Below are 19,983 nucleotides of genomic sequence, written 5' to 3'. Positions count from 1 at the left end.
GGCGCCGTCGGCGCGCCGGGGCCGGTCTCAGGCGAGGACCTGGCGCTTCGCCGAGATCACCCCGGTGTTGAAGCCGGCCAGGTGCAGGCCGCCGTGGAAGCGGGCGTGCTCGATCTTCACGCAGCGGTCCATCACCACGTCCAGCCCGGCGTCCTCGGCGATCGCGGCGGCCTCCTCGTGCCAGGAGCCCAGCTGCAGCCACAGCGTCCCGGCCCCGGCCTCGACGGCCTCGCGGGCCACGCCCGGCAGGTCGTCGTGCTTGCGGAAGACGTCGACCAGGTCCGGGGTCTCCGGCAGGTCGGCCAGGGACCTGTACACCGGCTGCCCCAGGATCTCGTCGACCACGGGGTTGACGAAGTAGACCCGGTACGGGGACGAGGACTGCAGGTAGGTCGCCACGAAGTAGGAGGCCCGGGAGGGCTTGTTCGAGGCGCCCACGATGGCGATCGACCCGGTGCGGCGCAGGATGTTCAGCCGCTCCGGGGCGGAGGGCCCGGTCCAGGTGCGGGGCTCGGCGGTCATCGGAGTGCTCCTTCGGGGGCGGGCGCCGGATCGGCGGCGGGGGCGGGGGCGGGGTCCTCGCGGGTCAGCCCGGTCGCGGCGGTGAGCGCCTGGTCGAGGTCCCACAGGATGTCCTCGACGTCCTCGATGCCCACGGAGATGCGGATCAGGTCCTCGCCCACGCCGCCCTGCAGCAGCTGCTCGGCGGTGAGCTGCTGGTGGGTGGTCGAGCCCGGGTGCAGGATCAGGGTGCGGGCGTCGCCGATGTTCGCCAGGTGGCTGGCCAGCTGCAGGGCCTCGATGAACCGCGCGCCGACCTGCCGCCCGCTCAGCTGCTCGGTGGAGACCACGCCGAAGGAGAACACGGAGCCCACGCCCAGCGGCAGGTACTGCTGCGCCCGCTCGTGGTGGGGGTGGCCCGGCAGGCCCGCGTAGTTGACGTAGGCGATGCGGGGGTCCTCGTCGAGCCAGCGGGCCACAACCTTCGCGTTGGCCAGGTGGGCGTCCATGCGCTGGGGCAGCGTCTCGACGCCCTGCAGCAGGTTCCACGCGGACTGCGGGGACAGGGCCGGGCCGATGTCCCGCAGCTGCTCCGAGCGCAGCTTCGTGAGGAAGCCGTACTCGCCGAAGTTCCCCCACCAGGACACGCCGTTGTAGGAGGCCACGGGCTCCGTCATGGACGGGAAGTTCCCGTTGCCCCAGTCGAATCGCCCCGACTCGACGACGACGCCGCCCAGCGTGGTGCCGTGGCCGCCCAGGAACTTCGTGGCGGAGTGGATGACGATGTCCGCACCGTGCTCCAGCGGCCGGATCAGGTAGGGCGGGGTGAGGGTCGCGTCGACGACCAGGGGCACGCCGGCGTCGTGGGCGACCGCGGCGAGGCCCTCGAGGTCGGCGATCTCCCCGGAGGGGTTGGCCACGATCTCGGTGTAGACGGCCTTGGTGTTCGGGCGCAGCGCGGCCCGGTAGTCCTCCGGGTCGGTGCCGGGCACGAAGGTCGTCTCCACGCCGAAGCGGCGCAGGGTGACGTCGAGCTGGGTGACGGTGCCGCCGTAGAGCTGGGCGGAGGCCACGAGGTGGTCCCCGGCCTGGGCGAGCGCCGCGAAGGTGAGGAACTCGGCGGCCATGCCGGAGGCGGTGGCCACGGCGCCGATCCCGCCCTCGAGGGAGGCGATGCGCTCCTCGAAGGCCGCGACGGTCGGGTTGCCGATGCGCGAGTAGATGTTGCCGTACTTCTGCAGCGCGAACAGGTTCGCGGCGTCGTCGGCGTCCTTGAAGACGAACGAACTGGACTGGTAGATCGGGACCGCCCGGGCGCCGTGCTCGGCGTCGGGGGTGCCCCCGGCGTGCAGGGCGCGGGTGCGGAACCCGAACTGGTGGTCGGCCATGGGGAGGGTGCTCCTCGTGCGAGTCGTGCCGCTGGTCGGTCCCGGGGCGGAGGAGGATCCCGGCGGGGGCCGGGAGCGCGCTGCTCCATCGGTCCTGGCGGTAGCACCGTGGGGCCTGCGACGTCGGCCTCGGTTGCTGCGGCGTCGTCGATCCAGGTCTCTCGGCCGCTCGGGATGGCTGCTCCCCATTGTCGTCGTCCGGGGCGTCCGGCGCCAACCGGGGATGTCGTGCGGTGACCGGCGCGGCGGCCGTTCAGTCCCCGGCCGGGGCGTCCCGGCGCCCGAAGCGCGCGCGCAGGTTCTCCCGGGCCACCGCGGAGAGGTTCTCGACCGGCAGCCCCGCCGGGCAGACCTCGACGCAGTCGCCCAGCAGCGAGCACGGGCCGAACTCCTCCTCGGCGGCGGCCAGCACCTTCGCGGAGCGCTCGCGCCGCTCGTCCTCGGTGCGGGCCAGCGGCGGCAGCTCCTTGAGCATCGTGCCCACGAACAGCTGCCCGGAGCCGTTGGGGCACGAGGAGATGCAGGCCCCGCAGCTGATGCACCCGCCGTTGGCGAGGGCCTTCATGGCCACCGGGAACTTCGCGGCCTTGGCCACCCGGCGCAGGGCCTTCTTGTCCACGGACAGGTCCTGCTTCACCGGCAGGGACGCGGCGCGCAGGGGCTCGATCCGCACCCGGTCCCCGTCCCGGTAGGCGCCCAGGTGCTGCATGCAGCTGGCGGCGTTGCGCTCGGGCCCGTGGGCCACGCCGTCGACGGTGACCCCGCACTTGCCGCAGACCCCCTCCCGGCAGCCGTCGTCGAAGGCGACCGGGTCCAGGCCCCCGGCCTCCCGGAGGGCGTTGACCCGGTCCAGCAGCTCGAGGACGGTCATCTCGGGGCGGGCGTCGGGGACCTCGTGGGTCTCGAACGCTCCGGGGGCGTCGGGGGCGGGCTGGCGCCAGACGTCGACGGTCAGGCAGAAGGTGCTCACGCGGTCAGGTCCTTGTCGTCTCGCAGCGTGGTTCGGGGCGTCCCGGGGCGGGTCAGCGGACCCGGCCGGTCAGCACGGCCACCGGGATCGTCGTGTTGCCGGCGGCGACCGCCGCGCCGAGGGCGGCGGCCGCGATCCGCAGCCGCCGCTGGGCGGCGGGCGTGCCGGCCAGGCCGGTGTCGTGGGCGATCTCGGGGATGCCGTGGACGAGGTGGGCGGCGAGCGCGGCCATGGCCAGGGCGTAGGCGGCGGCCACCGGGGGGCGGGACAGGCTCGCGACCAGGTTGGCGTGGGCGCTGCCGGGGGCGAAGTCCCGCGAGGCCGCGGGGCGGGCGCCGAGGGTGAGGTCCAGGACGTGGAAGAGCGTGAACAGCCCGAGCACCCCGCCGGTGCTGCGCATCGAGCGCTTGGCGACCGCCCACGGGGAGCGGCGGCGGCCCCGGGGGCGGCGGCCCCGGCGGGGCAGCAGCGTCCCGTTGGCCCGCCGGGCCCGGACCGTGAGGACGGCGGCCCCGCCGGCGTGGGCGAGCAGGCTCGCGGTCAGGACCGCGCGGGCCCCCCACAGCAGGGTCCCGCGCGGCAGCACGGGGGCCCCGGCGGTGCGCAGCAGCTCGGCGTAGGCGTCGAACTTCTCCGGGCCCTGGTAGACCTTCAGGTTCCCGAGCATGTGGACCAGCACGTAGCCGGAGAACACGGCACCGGAGCCGGCCATCGCCAGCTTCACGTCGGGGGTCGGCACCGCGGACAGGCCGGGCAGCGCGCGCAGCGCGGGCAGCTCCGGCAGCCGCGGGCGCGCGGGGGCGGCCGGCGGCGCCGGCGGGCGGGCGCGGTCGGTCGCGGGGGCGGGGGAGTCGGTCACGGCATTCATCCTAGGAGCCGCCCCGGAAGGACGTCACACGTCTCAATGTGGGGTCACATCCGCTTCCCCCGGCGCCGAGGAGCGGCTATCGGCGGCTCCGGGGTGCGCGGAGCCGCCGAACGCCGCCCCTCGGCGTCCGGGGTGGGGCGGTGCGGGTGCGGGCTAGGGCCGGGCGGCGAGGATCCCCGCGATGTGCTCGAGGGCCTCCTCGTTCTGGAGGGAGGAGCGGTCGCCCAGCTCCTGCCCGTCCCACAGCTGGGCGAGCAGGCGGCGGGTGATCTTCCCGGAGCGGGTCTTGGGCAGGTCGGGGACCGCCACGACCGCCCTGGGCTTGGCGATCGGGCCGATCTCCCGGGCCACGTGCTCCCGCAGGACCCGGGTCAGCTCCTCGGCCGGGGCCTGCGCCCCCTCCCGGGTGGGCACGACGAAGGCGAGCACGGCGTGGCCGGTCAGCTCGTCGCGCACCGGCGCCGCCCCGGCCTCGACCACCCACGGGTGGGTGACCAGCGCCGACTCGATCTCGATCGTGGACAGCCGGTGCCCGGAGACGTTGATGACGTCGTCGACCCGGCCCAGGATGTAGATGTCCCCCTCCTCGTCGCAGCGGGCGCCGTCCCCGGCGAGGAACCAGCCCTGCTCGGCGTAGGCCTGCCAGTAGGAGGAGAGGTAGCGCTGCGGGTCGCCCCACACGGTGCGCGCCATCGAGGGGCCGATCGCGTCGACCACCACGAAGCCCTGCACCCCGGGGGGCACGGGGGCCCCGTCCTCGTCGACCACGCGCGTGGAGATCCCCGGGACCGCCCGGGTGGCGCAGCCCGGCTTGGGCGCGGTGCGCGGGGTGCCGGGGGGGAAGGTGCCGGGCGGGGCGAACTGCGGGTCGTGCGGGCGGGGGGACATCACGGTGGCGCCGGTCTCGGACTGCCACCACGTGTCCACGAACGGAACCTCGTCCCGTCCCACCTGGGCCCGCAGCCAGCGCCAGGCCTCCGGGTTGATCGACTCGCCCACCGAGCCCAGCAGCCGGATCGAGTTCAGGTTGTACAGCGGGGGCACGCCCTTGGGGAACGCGCCCATGAGGGAACGGATCAGCGTGGGGGCCGTGTAGTAGGCGGTCACGCCGTAGCGCTCGATGACCTCGAAGTGCCGGCCCCAGTGCGGGGTGTTCGGGGTGCCCTCGTAGATCACCTCGGTGACGCCGTTGACCAGCGGGCCGTAGATCTCGTAGGTGTGCGCGGTGACCCACGCGAGGTCGGCGGTGCACCAGTGGACGGTCGCGTCCACCTTCGCGGGGTCGTTGACCGCGGAGAGCTCGTCCGGGCGCGGCACGCCGTCCTCGTCCTCGACGTCGGGCAGCAGGTCGAACAGCAGCGCGTGGGTGTAGGCGGCCTGCACGAGGTAGCCGCCCATCGTGTGCACCAGGCCCTTGGGCTTCCCCGTGGTCCCGGAGGTGTAGATGATGAACAGCGGCGTCTCGGCGTCGAAGGCCTGCGCCTCGTGGACCTCCGGCCGGTCGGCGATCAGCTGGTGCCACCACACGTCCCGCCCGGGCGTCCACGGGACGGCGTCCTCCTCCTTGGAGCGCACCCCGCGGGTGCCCCGCGGCAGGTCCGCGCGGCCGGGCCGGGAGGTGCGGCGGACGACGACGACGTGCTCGATCGCGTTCTCGCCGCTGCAGGCCTCGTCGGCGACGGCCTTGACCGGCACCACGGCCCCGCGCCGGTGCTGGCCGTCCGTGGTGACCAGGACCTTCGCCCCGGTGTCCTCCACCCGGAAGCGCAGGGCCTCGGCGGAGAAGCCGCCGAAGACCAGCGAGTGCACGGCGCCGATCCGGGCGCAGGCCAGGGTGATGATCACGGTCTCGGGGATCACGGGCAGGTAGATCACCACGCGGTCGCCCTGCTCCACCCCCAGGGCGGTGAGGGCGTGGGCGGCCCGGGCGACCTCCCGCTGCAGGTCGGCGTAGGTGTAGACGAGGCGGTCGCCGGGCTCGCCCTCGAAGTACAGGGCCACGTGGGCGCCGCGGCCGGCCTCGACGTGGCGGTCCACGCAGTTGTGGGCCACGTTGAGCTTCCCGCCCTCGAACCAGGCGATCTCGGGCACCGACCACGTCGGGCTGCCGTCCTCGTCCTCGCCGATCCGCCGCGGCCGCTCGAAGCGGTGCGCGGTGCGCCAGGGCTCGGCCCAGTCCAGGCGGGAGGCCTGGGTCTCCCAGAAGGCGACCCGGGCCTCGTCCGAGACGAGCGCGGGGTTGGGGGTGGGGGCGTGCGGGTCGCTCCAGCTGAAGCTCACGGTGTGCGGTCCTTCGTCGGTCGTGCGGGGGAGTTCCCACCCTCGCAGGTGCGGATGTCCGGGACGTGTCCTCACGTCCAGCGCCGGCCGGCCCAGCGCTCGAACACGCCCAGCAGCGCGTCCGAGGCCTTGCCGAGCACGGCGAGCAGCACGATGGCCAGCAGCAGCCGGTCGGTGCGGCCGTTGTTCTGGGAGTCGGTGAGCAGGAAGCCCAGGCCCATGGACGCCCCCAGCAGCTCGGCGGCCACGAGGAACAGCCACGCCTGGGCCAGGGCCAGGCGCAGGCCCGAGACGACCGAGGGCAGCACCGCCGGCAGCTGCACGGTGGTCAGCAGCCGCAGCCCGTGCAGGCCGAACGCGCGGGCGGCCTCGACCAGGGTGCGGTCCACGTGGCGCAGCGCCGCCGCGACCGTCGTGTACACGGGGAAGAACGCGCCGATGGCCACGAGCACGACCTTCGAGTCCTCGCCGAGTCCGATCCACAGCAGCAGCAGCGGCACCCAGGCCAGGGACGGCACGGCGCGGAAGGCCCCGACGGTCGGGCCGACCAGGACGGCGCCCCACCGGGAGAGGCCGATGAACGAGCCCGCGGCCAGGCCGAGCCCGGCGCCGATGAGGAAGCCCAGGAGCACGCGCTGGGTCGAGATGCCCACGTGGGTCCACAGGTCGCCGCTCGCCAGCAGCGCCGCCCCGGCCTCGAGCACGGCCAGGGGCGGGGGCAGCTGCACGGGGCTGAACACCCCGGCGGTGGACAGCACGTGCCACAGCACCAGCAGCGCCGCCGGCAGCACCAGCCCCAGCCCGGCCCGCAGCAGCGGACGGGTCCGCGCCGCGGCGGGGGCCGCGGGGGCGTCGTCGTCGGCCGTGGGGGAGGGCCCCTGCGGGGCGGCGAGGTCGCGGCTCACCGCTGCTGCTCCGCGGCCTCGATCGCCCCGGCCACGCGGGAGGCGTCGGCGTCCTCGGCGAGGGAGGGCTCCACGATCGAGGCCAGCGCCTCGTCGATGCTCGCCTGGTCGGCCACGTCGTCGGAGGCCACGAAGATCGGCCCGACCCGCTCCAGCACGGCCAGCTGCTGCTCGCCGGGGACGTGGTCGATGTCCAGGGAGGTGCGCCCGAGGACCGTCTCGGCCACGGGCAGCTCGATGCCGGCGGCGTCGGCGAGCAGCCGCGCCGTCTCCTCGGGGTGGGCCAGCGCCCAGTCGCGGGCGTAGGCGTAGACGTCCACCACGGTCTGCGCGGTCTCGGGCTGCTCCTCGAGGAAGTCCTCGCGGGCGTTGAGGAAGCCGTAGGTGTTGAGGTCGACGTCGCGGTGGAACAGCTGCGCGCCGTCCTGCTCCGCCGCGGCCATGATCGGGTCCAGTCCCGCCCACGCGTCGACCTGCCCGTTCTCGAGGGCGGCCCGGCCGTCGGCGTGCTGGAGGTTCTGGACGGTCACCTCGGCCGGGTCCACCCCGGCCCCCTCCAGCGCCTGGAGGAGGAAGAAGTACGGGTCGGTGCCCTTGGTCGCGGCCACGGTGCGGCCCGCGAGGTCCGCGACGTCGTCCACGCCCGTTCCCGGGGTCGTGACCAGCGCGGACCACTCGGGCTGGGAGTAGAGGTCGACGACCTTGATGGGCGAGCCGTTGCTGCGGGCCAGCAGGGCGGCGGAGCCGGCGGTGGAGCCGACGTCGACCGCGCCCGCGCGCAGCGCCTCGTTGGCCTTGTTGGACCCGGCAGACTGCACCCACTCGACCTCCGTGCCGTCCTCGGCGAGTGCGGCCTCGAGCCAGCCCTTCTCCTTGACCACCACGGACAGCGGGTTGTAGGTGGCCCAGTCGACGACGACGGTGTCCTCGCCGGCGGCCTGGGCGGCCGGCTCGCCGGAGCCCTCACCGGCCATGCAGCCGGTGAGGCCGAGGGCCAGGACCGCGGCGAGGGCGGGCAGCTTCAGGGCGGGGCGCTGGGGCATGGGAGGACCTTTCGTGCGGTGCGGGCGGGCACGGAGCGGGCGCGGCGGCGCCCGTCCGCGCCCGGCGCGGGAACGGGAGTGCGGGGCGGAACGGGGTGCGGGCGGGCTCAGCGGCCGGGCGCGGAGTGGGCGTCGACGCCCAGGTCGCCGAGCAGCCGGACGCGCAGCTCGGCGAGGACCTCGGAGCCGCGGTCGCGGGGGCGCTCGCCGGGGACCTCGAGGACGGTGCGCACCCCGGCCGGGGCGGCCGGGCCGGTGCGGCCGAGCACCAGCACGCGGTCGGCGAGCTGCAGGGCCTCGTCGACGTCGTGGGTGACGAGCAGGACGGTGGTGGGGCGGGCGGCGTGGACCGTCAGCAGCAGGTCCTGCATCCGCAGCCGGGTGAGGGCGTCGAGCGCGCCGAAGGGCTCGTCGAGCAGCAGCACGCCCGGGGTGCGGGCCAGGGCCCGGGCCAGGGAGGCGCGCTGGGCCATGCCCCCGGAGATCTCCCGGGGCCGGTGGCCGGCGTGGGCGGAGAGACCCACCAGGCCGATCAGGTCGTCGACGACCGCGTCGCCCTCGTCCCGGGGCAGCCCGCGGGGCAGGCCCAGCCGGACGTTCTCGCGCACGGAGCGCCACGGCAGCAGCCGCGGCTCCTGGAACGCGACCGCGCACCGCGGGTCGGTCCCGGCCACGGGCGTGCCGTCGATGAGCACGCGCCCGGCGGTGGCGGTGTCGAGGCCCGCGGCGGCGCGCAGCAGCGTGGACTTGCCGCAGCCGGAGGGGCCGAGGACCGCGACGACCTCGCCGGCGCGGGCCGTGAAGTCGACGTCGTGGAGCACGTGCTGGGCGGCGGCGCCGGTGCCGAAGGCCTTCCCGACGTGCTCGAAGGCGACCGGGACGGCGGGGCCCGCGGTGGCGGCGGGCGCCGGGGCTCCGGCGCGGGACAGCAGCGAAGTGCTCATGATCAGCTCCATCGGTCCTGGCATTAGCACCTCGCACGGGGATCCCGTGCCGGTTGCTGCGACGTCGACGAGCCAGGTCTCTCAGCCGCTCCGGATGGTTACGGCGTCATTGAACGACGCCGGGGCGCCTGGCGCAAATCGGGCCGGCCCCGGCCGGCCCCGCGGCGCACCTCGGAGCGGCGCGCGCGATACCACGGGAGGGCCCGTGTGACGCCGTGTGGCGGCGGGCGGGCCGGCGCCCGCCGCGGCGCGTCACGGTCTTGGCCCCGGTCCGGCCCGCGGCCTTGGCTGGAGGCCCGCCCGCGCCGACGTCCCGAGGAGCCCCGCCATGGCCGCAGCCGCCCCGCAGCCCACCACCGACGCCCTCCTGGAGCAGTTCCGCCCGGTCCTCGCGCAGATCGCGGCCGGGGCCGAGCAGCGGGAGGCCGAGCGCGTCCTGCCCTTCGAGCCCGTGGCCCGGCTCAACGAGCTGCGCTTCGGCGCGCTGCTGCTGCCGGTCGAGGCCGGCGGCCGCGGGGCCTCGTGGGCGCAGCTGACCCGGCTGCTGATCGAGCTGGCGGCCGCGGACTCCAACGTGGCCCACGTCTACCGCTCCCACTTCGGCTTCGTGGCCAGCATCGACCGGGAGCCCGCCCAGCAGGCGCTGTGGTACCCGCGGGTCGCCGCGGGCGAGATCGTCGGCAACGCCGCGACCGAGCGCGGGCGCGCCGTCGTCGGCACCGCGGAGACGACCCTGGTGCCGCGCCCGGACGGGAGCTGGTCGCTGACCGGGGAGAAGTTCTACAGCACGGGCTCGATCTTCGCCGACTGGATCCAGGTCACCGCCCAGGTGCCGGGGGAGGACCGGCGCTCCCACGCGTTCGTGCGCGCCGGCGCACCGGGCGTGGAGCTGCGCGACGACTGGGACGGCTTCGGCCAGCGCCTCACCGGCACGGGCACGTCCGTGTTCACGGACGTCGTGGTGCCCGCCGACCACGTCCGGTTCCGCGACGGCAGCGCGACCCAGGAGACCGCGGTGTTCCAGCTGGTGCTGCTGGCCGTGCAGGCCGGCATCGCCCTGGCCGCCGTCGAGCGCACCGGGGAGCTGGTCGCGGCCCGCACGCGCGGGTTCAGCACCGGTTCGGGCGTGCTGTTCCGGGAGGACCCCCTGATCCTGCAGCTGGTCGGGCAGCTCTCGGCCAAGGCCTTCGCCGCGCGGGCGACCGTGCTCGAGGCGGCCCGGGAGCTCGACGCCGCGCTCGGGCCCGTGGGCCGGGCGGCCCCCGACGAGGACGCGGTCGCGGTGACCGACCGCTGCGAGCTGGCGGTGCAGCAGGCCCAGGTCGTGGTGCCCCCGCTCGTCGAGGCCGTCACGGGCGGGATGTTCGACGTCCTGGGCGCCTCGGCCGTCTCCCGCTCCCGGCTGCTGGACCGGTACTGGCGCAACGCCCGCACGGTGGCCACCCACAACCCCACCGTCTTCAAGGCCCGGATCGTGGGCGACCACCGCGTCAACGGCACGCCCATGGCCGGGCTCACCGCCATCGGGGAGATCGCCGCGGCGGGCGCCTGAGGCCTCCCCCGGGGACCGGCCCGGGGCGGCGGAGCGTGCCCGCGGACCGGCCCGGGACGTTCCGTCCCCGGGGGCGACGACGCGGCGGGCGCGCAACGACCCGGTCCGTGCATGGACCCGGTCCGCCCGCCCTGTCACCATGGACCCATGACGACCCGGAGCGGCCCGGTGCGGGCGGACCTGGTGCGGGAGAGCTGGGCGGCCTTCGGGGCCGCCCTGGACGGCCTCGGCGACGACGACTCCTGGGCGGCCACCGGCCGCACCGGCTGGGCGGTGCGCGACCTCGTCCACCACGGCCTCGAGGACGCCCGCCGGGCGCTGGTCGCCCTGCACACCCCCACCACGGCCCGGCCGGACCGCGACGCCGTGAGCTACTGGGCCGAGCGCGAGCACGACCCCGTCCGGGACGCCGAGGACCGGCGCGCCGACCGCGTCGCGGCCGCGCTGGTGCGCGACTGGGAGCGGCTGCGCGAGCTGCACGCCGCGACCGTGCGGGCCGCCGCCCACGCGGCCGGGCACGCCGGCGCCGGCGCCGCGGTGCGCACCGAGGGCCACGTGCTGCGGGTCGAGGACCTCCTGAGCACCCTCGCCGTCGCCACGACCGTGCGCCACCTGGACCTCATCCGCCACCTCGACGGCACCCCCGGGCCCTCGGCGGACGGGCTCGCCGAGGTGCGCCGCGTGCTCACCGAGCTGTGGGGCCGCGAGCCGCTCGAGCACTGGAGCGACGAGCACTTCGCCCGCATCGGCACCGGCCGCGCCGAGCCCACCGACGAGGAGCGCGCCCTGCTGGGCGAGCGCGCCCGGGACCTGCCGCTGCTGCGCTGACCCGCCTTCCGGTCCCGGGGTCCTCGCCCGCCCGGGCCCGGAGGAGGAGGATGGGGCCATGACGATCAACGACCCCGCCGTCATCGACCGCCTCCTCACCGAGCCGGCCCGCTGGGCCGTCGTGGGCCTGAGCCGCAACCGCACCCGGCCCGCCCACTCGGTGGCGCGGCGGATCCGCGACGAGCTCGGGATGACCGTGGTGCCCGTCAACCCCCGCGGCGAGGACGTCCACGGCGAGCCCGGCTTCCGCACGCTCGCGGAGGTCCCGCCGCCCCTCGACGTCGTCGACTGCTTCGTGAACTCCCGCCGCGTCGGCGCGGTCGTGGACCAGGCGCTCGCCGCCGGGGCGCGGGCGGTGTGGCTGCAGCTCGGCGTCGTGGACCGCGCCGCCGCGGCCCGGGCCGAGGAGGCGGGCCTGGACGTCGTGATGGACACCTGCCCGCTCATCGAGCTGCGCGCCCGGCTGGACGCCGGGTGGACCCTCGACCCCGCCCGCACGCCCCCGCTGGCCCGCCCCTGAGCACGCCGCCGAGGACCCGCCCGCGGCGGCCGGGGGACCCCGATGGTTGCGCACCCCCCGGTCGGGGCCGCTAGGCTGGCCCGCAGCACGAACGATGATGAGACCCGACGCGAAGCTCTGGCTGGTCGGGCGGCAACCCTCTCCCGTAGCGGGGTGCCCCAGATGAACATCGGGCCGTGGCGTCAGGTGCGCCCCGGCAAGTACGGCGCCCGCGGGCGTCAGACCCGCGAGCAGGTCCCAGGACGCACGGGCGCGGGGAAGCACCGAGCTGGAGGATCTCCGTGAGCAAGCGCATCGCCCTGAACGCCTTCGACATGTCCTGCGTCGGCCACCAGGCCCCCGGCCTGTGGAAGCACCCGCGGTCGCGGGCGGACGAGTACAACACCCTCGAGTACTGGACGGACGTCGCCCAGCTGCTCGAGCGGGGCCTGTTCGACGCGATGTTCCTCGCGGACGTCGTCGGCTACTACGACGTCTACCGGAACTCGGCGGCGCCGGTGATCAAGGACGCCACGCAGATCCCGGTCAACGACCCGTTCATGCACGTCTCCGCGATGGCGGCCGTCACGAAGCACCTGGGCTTCGGCATCACCAGCGCGATCACCTACGAGCAGCCCTACCCCCTGGCCCGGAGGTTCGCGACCCTCGACCACCTGACCCGGGGCCGGGTCGGCTTCAACGTGGTCACCTCGTACCTGAAGTCCGCGGCGGAGAACCACGGGCTGACGGACCAGATCTCCCACGACGAGCGCTACGAGATCGCCGAGGAGTTCATGGACGTCTGCTACAAGCTGTGGGAGGGCTCCTGGGAGGACGGCGCGGTCAAGCGCGACCGCGCCGGCGGCGTCTTCGCCGACCCCGCCCTCGTGCACCCCATCCGGCACCACGGCAAGTACTTCGACGTCCCGGGCATCGGCCTCACCGAGCCCTCCCCCCAGCGCACCCCGCTGATCTTCCAGGCCGGGGCCTCCTCCCGCGGGCGCGCCTTCGCGGGCCGCCACGCCGAGGCCGTGTTCGTCGGCGGCATCCGCCCGGACCTCACCCGCGCGGTCACCGACCGGCTGCGCGACGAGGCCGAGGCCCACGGCCGGCGCCGGGAGGACCTGAAGATCTTCGCGATGCTGCACGTGATCGTCGACGAGACGGACGCCAAGGCCGAGCAGAAGCGCCGGGACTACGAGCGCTACGCGGACACCGACGGCGCGCTGGGCCTGGTGGGCGGCTGGTCCGGGGTGGACCTGGGCCGCTTCGACGAGGACGACGTCCTGGAGTACGTCCGGACGGAGTCCATCCAGTCCTTCCTCACCCCGTTCACCACCGCGGACCCGAACAAGAAGTGGACCGTCCGGGAGGTCGCCAAGCACATCTCCATGGGCGGGATGGGCGTGCCGGTCGTCGGGTCCCCGCAGACGGTCGCCGACGAGCTCGAGCGGTGGATCGACGAGGGCGGGCTGGACGGGATCAACCTCGCCTACCACGTCTCCCCGGGCTCCTTCGAGGACTTCGTCGAGTGGGTGGTCCCCGAGCTGCAGAAGCGCGGGCGCTACCGCACCGCCTACGAGGGCACCACGCTGCGGGAGAACCTCTACGGCGCCGGGCAGACCAAGGTCCTCGACACCCACCCCGCCGCCCGCTACCGCGGCGCCTACGCCGGGCAGCCCTCCGCGGCCGACACCCCCGCCCGCGAGCTCGTCTGAAGCGCAGGCCGCGTCCGCGGGCACCGGCCTCAGCCCGTGGGGGCGGCGCCCCAGCGCAGCAGCGCGGCGACGTCGGTCCCGTGCGGCAGCGCGCCCGGGGGCACGAACACGGGCCGTCCGTCGGTGAGCACCGCCGCGCGCACCAGCGCGGCGTCGGCCGGCACGGGCCCGAGCACCCCGGCGCCCACGGCCTCCGAGGCCTCGAGCGCGATCCACGGCTCGGCGTCCAGGGCCAGCAGCTCCTGCTCGGTGTCCAGGTGCGTGTCGTCCAGCAGGACGGTCTCGGCCTGCGCCTGCTGCAGGGCCCGCACCACCGGGGCGACCCCGGAGACCGCCGTGGGCTCGGGGCGGTTCTGCTGCTGGGCCAGCCGCTCGAGCAGCTCCTGCTGGCGGTGGGCGATCACCTCGGCGACCCGCTCCTCGACCTGGTGCTCCAGGTCCGCGGAACGGCTGCCCTCGGCGCGGGTGTTCGCGTCGATCGTGCTGAGCATCGCCCGGCTGGCCTTGGAGAGCTGGTCCTCCACGAGCCCGCGGGCCCGCAGGTCCCCGGCCAGTACCACGAGCTGGGCGCCGGACTCGGCCACGACCTTGTCGATCTGCTCGGCGACCTGCTCGGTGTTGCGCCGCCACACGTCCTCGGTGTGGCGCTGCCAGCGGCCCTGGGACCAGCCCCCGCCCGGGAACTTCTTCAGGTGCTCCGTCTCGCCCTCGATCTGCTGCTCGTCGGTGGAGGGCACGCGGCTGGCCCAGTGGAGGCAGATCTCGCCGCCGTCGCGGCCGACCTCGGCCACCACGTAGGGGAAGTCGTCCGGGCGGTGGCGGAACAGCGGGGTGAGGTCGGGGACCTCCTCCACCCGCACCACGCCCTGCCCGGCCAGGGGACCGGGGAGGACCTCGTCGATCTCCACCGTGCCGTCGCGCACCAGCAGGTAGCGGCAGACGGGGTCGGGCACGCCCTCGGCCGGCCGCACGGCCCGCTCGACCGCGGCGAGATCGGCCTTGCTCGCCCCCTGCTCGGCGAGCCGGCGGCAGACGTTCTCGGGCAGCACGTCGATCGAGTGGAGGGAGTCGACCGTGCCCGTGCTGATGTCCGTGTACACGGTGCACCAGGGACCCTTGCTCTTGAACAGTTCGGCGTAGCGGTGGAATCGGCTCGTCATGGTGGCAACTCCCTAGCTGTCCAGCGGTTCTCCTGTGGTGCAGACCACGTTATCCGACCGCCTGGGCGCTGGGAACCGGCGCCCGGACGAGTAGGGTCGGGGGCACAGGACCGGTGCCCGCACCGGTCGGACGCAGGCCCCACCACGCAGGAGGAAGTCATGACCGACGCACCCGGCACCCCCTTCGACGCGAGCTTCGAGGCGGACGAGGCGGACCGCCTCGAGCAGACCCTCGAGGCGGAGCGGCCCGAGGTCGCCGAGCACGACGAGGAGACGCCTGCGCACCTGCGGGACCGCTCGGCGGAGTCCTCGCTGGAGGCCGACCCCACCGACCTCGAGGAGCAGGAGCTCGAGGTGGACCTGCGGGAGCCCGAGGACGAGCAGGCCTGACCCGCGGGGCGCCGCCGCGTCCACCGCGGACCGGAACTCCGGCAGGGCCGCGGACGGACTCCGGGAGGGTGCGCGGGAAGACGATCCGCAGAAAAATGTGATCCAGTGCATCCGGGGGCGCGTCCCCGGCGGTAGTAGGGGTGCAAGGTCGATCCCGCTCCCGCCCGGGAGCCCGTTGAAGGAGCCACCGTCATGCGCAAGACCCTCTCCGCCGCCGCCGTCCTCGGTCTCGGGGCCGGTGCCCTCTCGATGTCGCCGGCGGCCGCCGCCGAGCACGCCGAGCTCTCCGTGCTCCACGGCGTTCCAGACACGGTCGTCGACGTCTGGGTCAACGGCGAGCTGACCCTGGACGACTTCGAGCCCGGCACCCTCGCCGGCCCGCTCGAGCTCCCGGCCGGCAGCTACGACCTGGCGATCACCGCCCCCGACGCCCCCGACGCCTCGGCGCCGATCATCGGCCCGGTCACCGCCGAGCTCGAGCCCGGCACGAACTACACCGCCGCCGCCCACCTCGACGCGGAGGGCAGCCCGACCGCCGCCCTGTTCACCAACGACATGTCCGAGATCGAGGCCGGGAAGTCCCACCTGACCGTCCGCCACGTGGCCGCCGCCCCGGCGGTGGACGTGCTCGCCGGCGGCCGGCCGATCATCCAGGGCCTGGAGAACCCGGACGAGCAGACGCTGCCCGTCGACGCCGGGACGGTCTCCGCCGCCGTCGCCGCGGCCGGCACGACCGACCCGGTGATCGGCCCGGCCGACCTGACCCTGGCCGAGGGCACCCACAACATCGTCTACGCGTGGGGCTCCCTCGAGGCCGGCAACCTCCAGCTCGCCGTCCAGACCCTGGAGGGCATGGAGCAGGCGCCGGGCGCGGTGCCCGGCGGGCAGTCCGGCCTGGCCGCCCAGGAGAGCGGCACGATGCTGAGCACCGGGCTGGCCGCCGCGGGCGGGCTCGCGCTGATCGGCGCCGCGCTCGCGGCCCAGCGCGCGGTCTCCTCCCGCCGGCGGTTCGCGCAGGACCGCCTGCGGTGACGGACCGCCGACGGCGCGGGCCGGGGGCGCACCGCGCGCCCGGCCCGCGCCCCCCGGGGGAGCAGACCCCCGGCCCCCCTCGCCGCCACGGGGCGGCGGCGGGGGCCGGGCTCCTCGCCGCGGCGGTGCTGCTCGCCGCCGCGGCCGCCGTCGTCCCGTCCGCCGGGGACGACGACGGAGCGGGCGGCGCGGCGGCGGCCAGGGGGTCCCTCGCCCCGCCGTCGTCCGCGCCGCCCGCCGCCCCCGCCCCGTCCCCGGCGGTCCCGGCCGATCGGGTCCCCGGCCCCGCCGACGTCCCGGTCGCCCCGGCGACCCCGCGGCCGGCGGAGCGCGTGCCCGCCCCCGTGCGGGTCGTGGTGGCGGGCACCCCCATCGACATGCCCGTGCTGCCGGTGGGGATCGAGGACGACGGGGCGATGACCCTGCCCGACAACCACGTGGAGCTCGGCTGGTACCGCCACGGCCCGGCCCCCGGCGCCGGCGAGGGCGCGGCCGTGATCGCCGGCCACGTCGACACCCTGACGGAGGTGACCCCCATGGCCCGGCTGCAGGGCGTGCGCCCCGGCACGGAGGTCGTCGTGGAGCGCGCCGACGGCTCCGCGCAGCGCTACCGCACCGAGGCCGTCGAGCACGTGCACAAGCGCAGCCTCGAGGACGCCGACCTCTTCCGCCGCGACGGTGCACCCGCGCTGCACCTCGTCACCTGCGGGGGCGAGTGGCTCGAGGAGATCGGCGACTACGAGGACAACGTCGTGCTCCGGGCGGTCCCGGTGGACTGACTCAGGACACGACCCCGGACACGACGACGGGCCCTGCGATGACCGCGACCACCACGTCCACTAGGCTGGGCAGCACCTGCCGGGCGCGCCCCGCGCCGCCGAATCCCGCGAGGAGCCCCTCCCCGATGCCGACGCCGCCCCCCGAGTGGGGACCCGAGCTCGACGCCGCGTTCGCCGCGGGGGACGAGCACGCGCTGGCGGCCGCGTTCCGGCACTGCGCCGGACTCGTGCGCGCCCTGGCCGTCCGGGCCCTGCGCGACGACGCGGCGGCAGACGACGTGGTCCAGGAGGTGTTCGTGCGCGCGTGGAAGTACCGGTCCGGGTACAGCCCCGAGCGCTCCTCGGCCCCCGCCTGGCTCGTGGGCATCGCCCGCAACTGCATCGCCGACGCCGCGCGCACCGCCGGGCGGGAGGCCGCGCAGCGCCAGGCCGCCGTCGCCGGCGAGCACGGCGGCACCCACGAGGAGGCCGACCTGCTGGTGGACCGGATGCTGGTGCGCTCGGAGATCCGCCGGCTGGGCCCGCCCCGCTCCACGATCGTGGCGCTGGCCGTCTACGGGGAGCTCACGCACCAGCAGATCGCCCACCGCCTCGACCTGCCCCTGGGCACGGTCAAGAGCCACCTGAGGCGCGGCCTGACCCACCTCCGCACCCGACTCGAGGACGACCATGGCACACCTGAGTGAGGAGACGCTGGCGCTCCTGGCCCTGGGTGAGTCCCCGGAGCCCGAGGAGCGCGCGCACCTGGACGGCTGCGGGCACTGCGCCGCCGAGCTCGCCGCCCTCGGGCACGTGGTGCGCGCCGGCCGCGCCGAGCCCGCGCCGGTCCCCGCCCCGGACCCGCGCGTGTGGACCGCGGTCCACGCCGAGCTGGGCCTCGCCCCCGAGCTCGCCGCCGACCCGCTCGCCGCCGGGGACCCCGGCACGGACCGGGCGCCCTCCGCGCCGGGGGCGTCCGGCCCGGCCGCCGCCGGGACATCCGCGGCCCCCTCCGGTCCGGACGGGACCGGGCGGGACGGGACCGAGCAGGACGGGGCCGAGCAGGACGGGGCCGAGCAGGATGCCGGACAGCGGCCCGGGACGGCCGCCCGGGTCGACGGCGCCGGGTCGGGCGGGGTCGTGGACCTCGCCGCCCGCCGGGCCCGCCGCGGGGTGCCGTGGCCGCTGGCCGCCGCCGCGGCGGCCGCCGCCCTGGTCGTGGGCGGGGTCTCCGTGTGGGGCGCCCAGCGCCTGGACCGGGAGCCGGATCCCACGGTGCTGGCCACCGCCGAGCTCGAGCCCCTCGCCGGCTACACCGCCCGCGGCTCGGCGGAGGTGGACGAGCGCGCGGACGGGACCCGTCAGCTGGTCGTGCGCACCGATCCCGCCGACGTCGACGGCTTCAAGGAGGTCTGGCTGCTGGCCCCGGACGCGCAGCGGATGGTCAGCCTGGGCGTGATGGCCGGCGACGAGGCCGTGTTCGTGCTGCCCGAGAACCTCGACGTGGAGCGGTTCCCCGTCGTCGACGTCTCCGACGAGCCGGTCGACGGCGACCCGACGCATTCCGGGGACTCGATCGTGCGCGGGGTCCTGGCGACCTGAGCCGGCCCCGGGGCGCTCACAGCAGGGCCGAGGTCAGCCGCGCCATGTTGTCGAGGTACTTCTGCCACAGCGGGCGCCGGTTCCACTCCTCGATGTCGAGCAGGGTGCTCGCCGCCTCGAACTCCGCGACCACGGCGTCCATCCGGCGGCGGAAGTCCCGGTCCACGATGTAGACGGAGACCTCCAGGTCCAGGGCGAACGATCGCTCGTCCATGTTGGAGGAGCCGATCACCGACACGTAGTCGTCGACGAGCACGAACTTCGCGTGCAGCACGGTGGGCGCCCGGTACCGGTAGATCTTCACCCCGGCGGCGGCGAGCTCCTCGTAGTAGGAGTTCTGCGCGTGGTGGGGGAGGAACTGGTCCGAGGTCTCGCCGACGAACAGCTGGACGTCCACCCCCGACTGCGCCTCCGTGGTCAGCGCGTGCATCAGGGACTCGTCCGGCACGAAGTACGGGCTGGAGACGACGATGCGGTCGTTGGCGTTGTAGATCAGGTGGTTGAACAGCCGCAGGTTGTTCTCCGTCTCGAAGCCCGGCCCGGAGGGCAGCACCTGGGCGAAGACGGGACCCTGGATGTCGGGCAGCTCGCGCGAGGCCTCGTCGAGGAGGAGGTCGCCGGTCTCGGAGTACCAGTCGCTGGTGAACAGGGCGTTGAGCTCGGCGACCACCGGGCCCGTGCACCGGATCATCAGGTCCTTCCACTCGTAGCCCCGCCGCAGGTTCTTCCGCTTGTTGTAGGAGCGGTGGATGATGTTCTGCGACCCGGTGAAGCCCAGCTCGCCGTCCACCACGAGGATCTTGCGGTGGTTGCGCAGGTCCGGGCGCTGCCACTCGCCCTTCCACGGCCGCAGCGGCAGCATGCGCCGCCAGGGGAAGCCGGCCGCGTCGAAGCGCTCGACCAGCTCCGAGTAGCCGGGGTAGCCGAGGGAACCCAGGTGGTCGATGAGCACCCGCACCCGCACCCCGCGCTCGTGGGCCCGCAGCAGCGCCTCGAGCAGGGGCCGGGAGGCGTCGTCGATCGCCACGATGTAGAACTCGAAGTGGACGTAGTCCCGGGCCCCGTCCACGGCCTCGGCCATCACGCGCATCGACTCGTGGTTGTCGGTGAGCAGGTCGAAGGAGTTGCCGCCCACCATGGGCAGCGCCCCCAGGTTGTAGTTGAGCCGGGCGGTGGACTCGATCCACGCCGGCAGCTGCTCCTCCACGTTGCCGAGGATGTGCCCGTCCGGGGTGTTCTCCCGGATGATCTCGTTCATCCGGGCCTGCATCGCCATCCGCTTCCGGGGCAGCTTCGCCGAGCCGATGGCCAGGAACAGCAGCAGCCCCAGGTAGGGCAGGAGGAAGATCGCCAGCAGCCACGCCAGGGCCACCGAGGGCCGGCGGTTGTGCGAGATCCAGCCCGCGGCCACCAGGTTGATGAGGAAGCCGAGCACCAGTCCGCCCACGGTCACCGCCTCGGGCAGGTGCTCGAGCGGGATCTGGTTCAGGGGGAACGGCGCCGGCGTCACCCGGCCAGTCTAAGGACCGCCGGGCCCGCCCCCGC

Annotated in this window: 19 protein-coding genes and 2 riboswitches; of the genes, 9 read left to right on the top strand and 10 right to left on the bottom strand. The window is 75.3% G+C overall.

Features of this window, described 5'->3' with window-relative positions; all coding sequences use genetic code 11:
• Window positions 1–27: 27 nt before the first annotated feature.
• The 8 genes from AS188_RS00775 to AS188_RS00740 all read right to left on the bottom strand — a co-directional run bounded on the left by AS188_RS00775 (window position 28) and on the right by AS188_RS00740 (window position 8,899).
• On the bottom strand, window positions 28–522 hold the full coding sequence (locus AS188_RS00775; protein ID WP_058857236.1) for a CoA-binding protein: 495 nt from the start codon (window positions 520–522) through the stop codon (window positions 28–30).
• Window positions 519–1,889: an O-acetylhomoserine aminocarboxypropyltransferase/cysteine synthase family protein gene (locus AS188_RS00770; RefSeq protein WP_058857235.1), complete on the bottom strand. Its 1,371-nt coding sequence runs from the start codon at window positions 1,887–1,889 to the stop codon at window positions 519–521. Before AS188_RS00770 ends, AS188_RS00775 begins: the two co-directional genes overlap by 4 nt.
• A gap of 253 nt (window positions 1,890–2,142) precedes the next feature.
• Window positions 2,143–2,859 (bottom strand): 2Fe-2S iron-sulfur cluster-binding protein, encoded by a 717-nt coding sequence (locus tag AS188_RS00765; protein ID WP_058857234.1) that lies wholly within the window; start codon window positions 2,857–2,859, stop codon window positions 2,143–2,145.
• Window positions 2,860–2,911: 52 nt separating this feature from the next.
• Entirely contained in the window at window positions 2,912–3,727 is an 816-nt protein-coding gene (locus AS188_RS00760) for a succinate dehydrogenase/fumarate reductase transmembrane subunit (RefSeq protein ID WP_083529110.1), read from the bottom strand.
• Window positions 3,728–3,880: 153 nt separating this feature from the next.
• Window positions 3,881–6,007, bottom strand: coding sequence for an AMP-binding protein (locus AS188_RS00755; protein ID WP_058857233.1), 2,127 nt, complete (start codon window positions 6,005–6,007; stop codon window positions 3,881–3,883).
• A gap of 71 nt (window positions 6,008–6,078) precedes the next feature.
• Window positions 6,079–6,912: an ABC transporter permease gene (locus AS188_RS00750; RefSeq protein WP_147050559.1), complete on the bottom strand. Its 834-nt coding sequence runs from the start codon at window positions 6,910–6,912 to the stop codon at window positions 6,079–6,081.
• Window positions 6,909–7,955, bottom strand: coding sequence for an aliphatic sulfonate ABC transporter substrate-binding protein (locus AS188_RS00745; RefSeq protein ID WP_058857232.1), 1,047 nt, complete (start codon window positions 7,953–7,955; stop codon window positions 6,909–6,911). The genes AS188_RS00750 and AS188_RS00745 overlap by 4 nt, the downstream gene beginning before the upstream one ends.
• A 107-nt stretch (window positions 7,956–8,062) precedes the next feature.
• Complete coding sequence (locus AS188_RS00740) at window positions 8,063–8,899, bottom strand: ABC transporter ATP-binding protein (protein ID WP_058859632.1); 837 nt, start codon at window positions 8,897–8,899, stop codon at window positions 8,063–8,065.
• Between the two features lie 5 nt (window positions 8,900–8,904).
• A riboswitch (SAM riboswitch) is annotated at window positions 8,905–9,000 on the bottom strand.
• Window positions 9,001–9,227: 227 nt separating this feature from the next.
• Here AS188_RS00740 and AS188_RS00735 point away from each other — a divergent pair.
• The 4 genes from AS188_RS00735 (at window position 9,228) to AS188_RS00720 (ending at window position 13,496) form a co-directional block, all read left to right on the top strand.
• Complete coding sequence (locus tag AS188_RS00735; protein ID WP_058857231.1) at window positions 9,228–10,451, top strand: acyl-CoA dehydrogenase family protein; 1,224 nt, start codon at window positions 9,228–9,230, stop codon at window positions 10,449–10,451.
• Between the two features lie 147 nt (window positions 10,452–10,598).
• Complete coding sequence (locus tag AS188_RS00730) at window positions 10,599–11,279, top strand: maleylpyruvate isomerase N-terminal domain-containing protein (protein ID WP_186815364.1); 681 nt, start codon at window positions 10,599–10,601, stop codon at window positions 11,277–11,279.
• 58 nt (window positions 11,280–11,337) lie between these two features.
• On the top strand, window positions 11,338–11,799 hold the full coding sequence (locus tag AS188_RS00725; RefSeq protein ID WP_058857230.1) for a CoA-binding protein: 462 nt from the start codon (window positions 11,338–11,340) through the stop codon (window positions 11,797–11,799).
• A gap of 93 nt (window positions 11,800–11,892) precedes the next feature.
• A riboswitch (SAM riboswitch) is annotated at window positions 11,893–12,008 on the top strand.
• Window positions 12,009–12,113: 105 nt separating this feature from the next.
• On the top strand, window positions 12,114–13,496 hold the full coding sequence (locus AS188_RS00720; RefSeq protein ID WP_058859630.1) for an LLM class flavin-dependent oxidoreductase: 1,383 nt from the start codon (window positions 12,114–12,116) through the stop codon (window positions 13,494–13,496).
• Between the two features lie 29 nt (window positions 13,497–13,525).
• Here AS188_RS00720 and AS188_RS00715 read toward each other — a convergent pair whose 3' ends face one another.
• The gene (locus AS188_RS00715; protein WP_058857229.1) at window positions 13,526–14,656 is read right to left on the bottom strand and encodes a baeRF2 domain-containing protein; all 1,131 of its coding nucleotides are present in this window, start codon (window positions 14,654–14,656) and stop codon (window positions 13,526–13,528) included.
• Between the two features lie 159 nt (window positions 14,657–14,815).
• Between AS188_RS00715 and AS188_RS00710 the strand changes: the two genes are divergently transcribed.
• From AS188_RS00710 to AS188_RS00690, 5 genes are all read left to right on the top strand, one after another.
• Window positions 14,816–15,046 carry a hypothetical protein gene (locus AS188_RS00710; protein ID WP_058857228.1) on the top strand — a complete coding sequence of 77 codons (231 nt, stop codon included), beginning with the start codon at window positions 14,816–14,818 and terminating at the stop codon, window positions 15,044–15,046.
• Between the two features lie 192 nt (window positions 15,047–15,238).
• The gene (locus tag AS188_RS00705) at window positions 15,239–16,078 is read left to right on the top strand and encodes a DUF4397 domain-containing protein (RefSeq protein ID WP_058857227.1); all 840 of its coding nucleotides are present in this window, start codon (window positions 15,239–15,241) and stop codon (window positions 16,076–16,078) included.
• Window positions 16,075–16,857 carry a class F sortase gene (locus tag AS188_RS00700; RefSeq protein WP_058857226.1) on the top strand — a complete coding sequence of 261 codons (783 nt, stop codon included), beginning with the start codon at window positions 16,075–16,077 and terminating at the stop codon, window positions 16,855–16,857. Before AS188_RS00705 ends, AS188_RS00700 begins: the two co-directional genes overlap by 4 nt.
• A gap of 125 nt (window positions 16,858–16,982) precedes the next feature.
• The gene (locus tag AS188_RS00695; protein WP_058857225.1) at window positions 16,983–17,543 is read left to right on the top strand and encodes an RNA polymerase sigma factor; all 561 of its coding nucleotides are present in this window, start codon (window positions 16,983–16,985) and stop codon (window positions 17,541–17,543) included.
• A complete protein-coding gene (locus tag AS188_RS00690) occupies window positions 17,527–18,438 on the top strand; it encodes an anti-sigma factor (protein ID WP_058857224.1) in 912 nt (303 codons plus the stop codon). The genes AS188_RS00695 and AS188_RS00690 overlap by 17 nt, the downstream gene beginning before the upstream one ends.
• A 16-nt stretch (window positions 18,439–18,454) precedes the next feature.
• On the opposite strand, the gene cls is transcribed toward AS188_RS00690, so the two are convergent.
• Window positions 18,455–19,948, bottom strand: a complete 1,494-nt coding sequence (cls, locus tag AS188_RS00685) for a cardiolipin synthase (protein ID WP_058857223.1) — start codon at window positions 19,946–19,948, stop codon at window positions 18,455–18,457.
• Between the last annotated feature and the right edge of the window lie 35 nt (window positions 19,949–19,983).

It is taken from the genome of Kocuria flava, from assembly GCF_001482365.1.
GTDB lineage: Bacteria > Actinomycetota > Actinomycetes > Actinomycetales > Micrococcaceae > Kocuria > Kocuria flava.
Note: the sequence above shows the minus strand (reverse complement) of the source record. Positions and strands in the feature narration are given on the sequence as shown.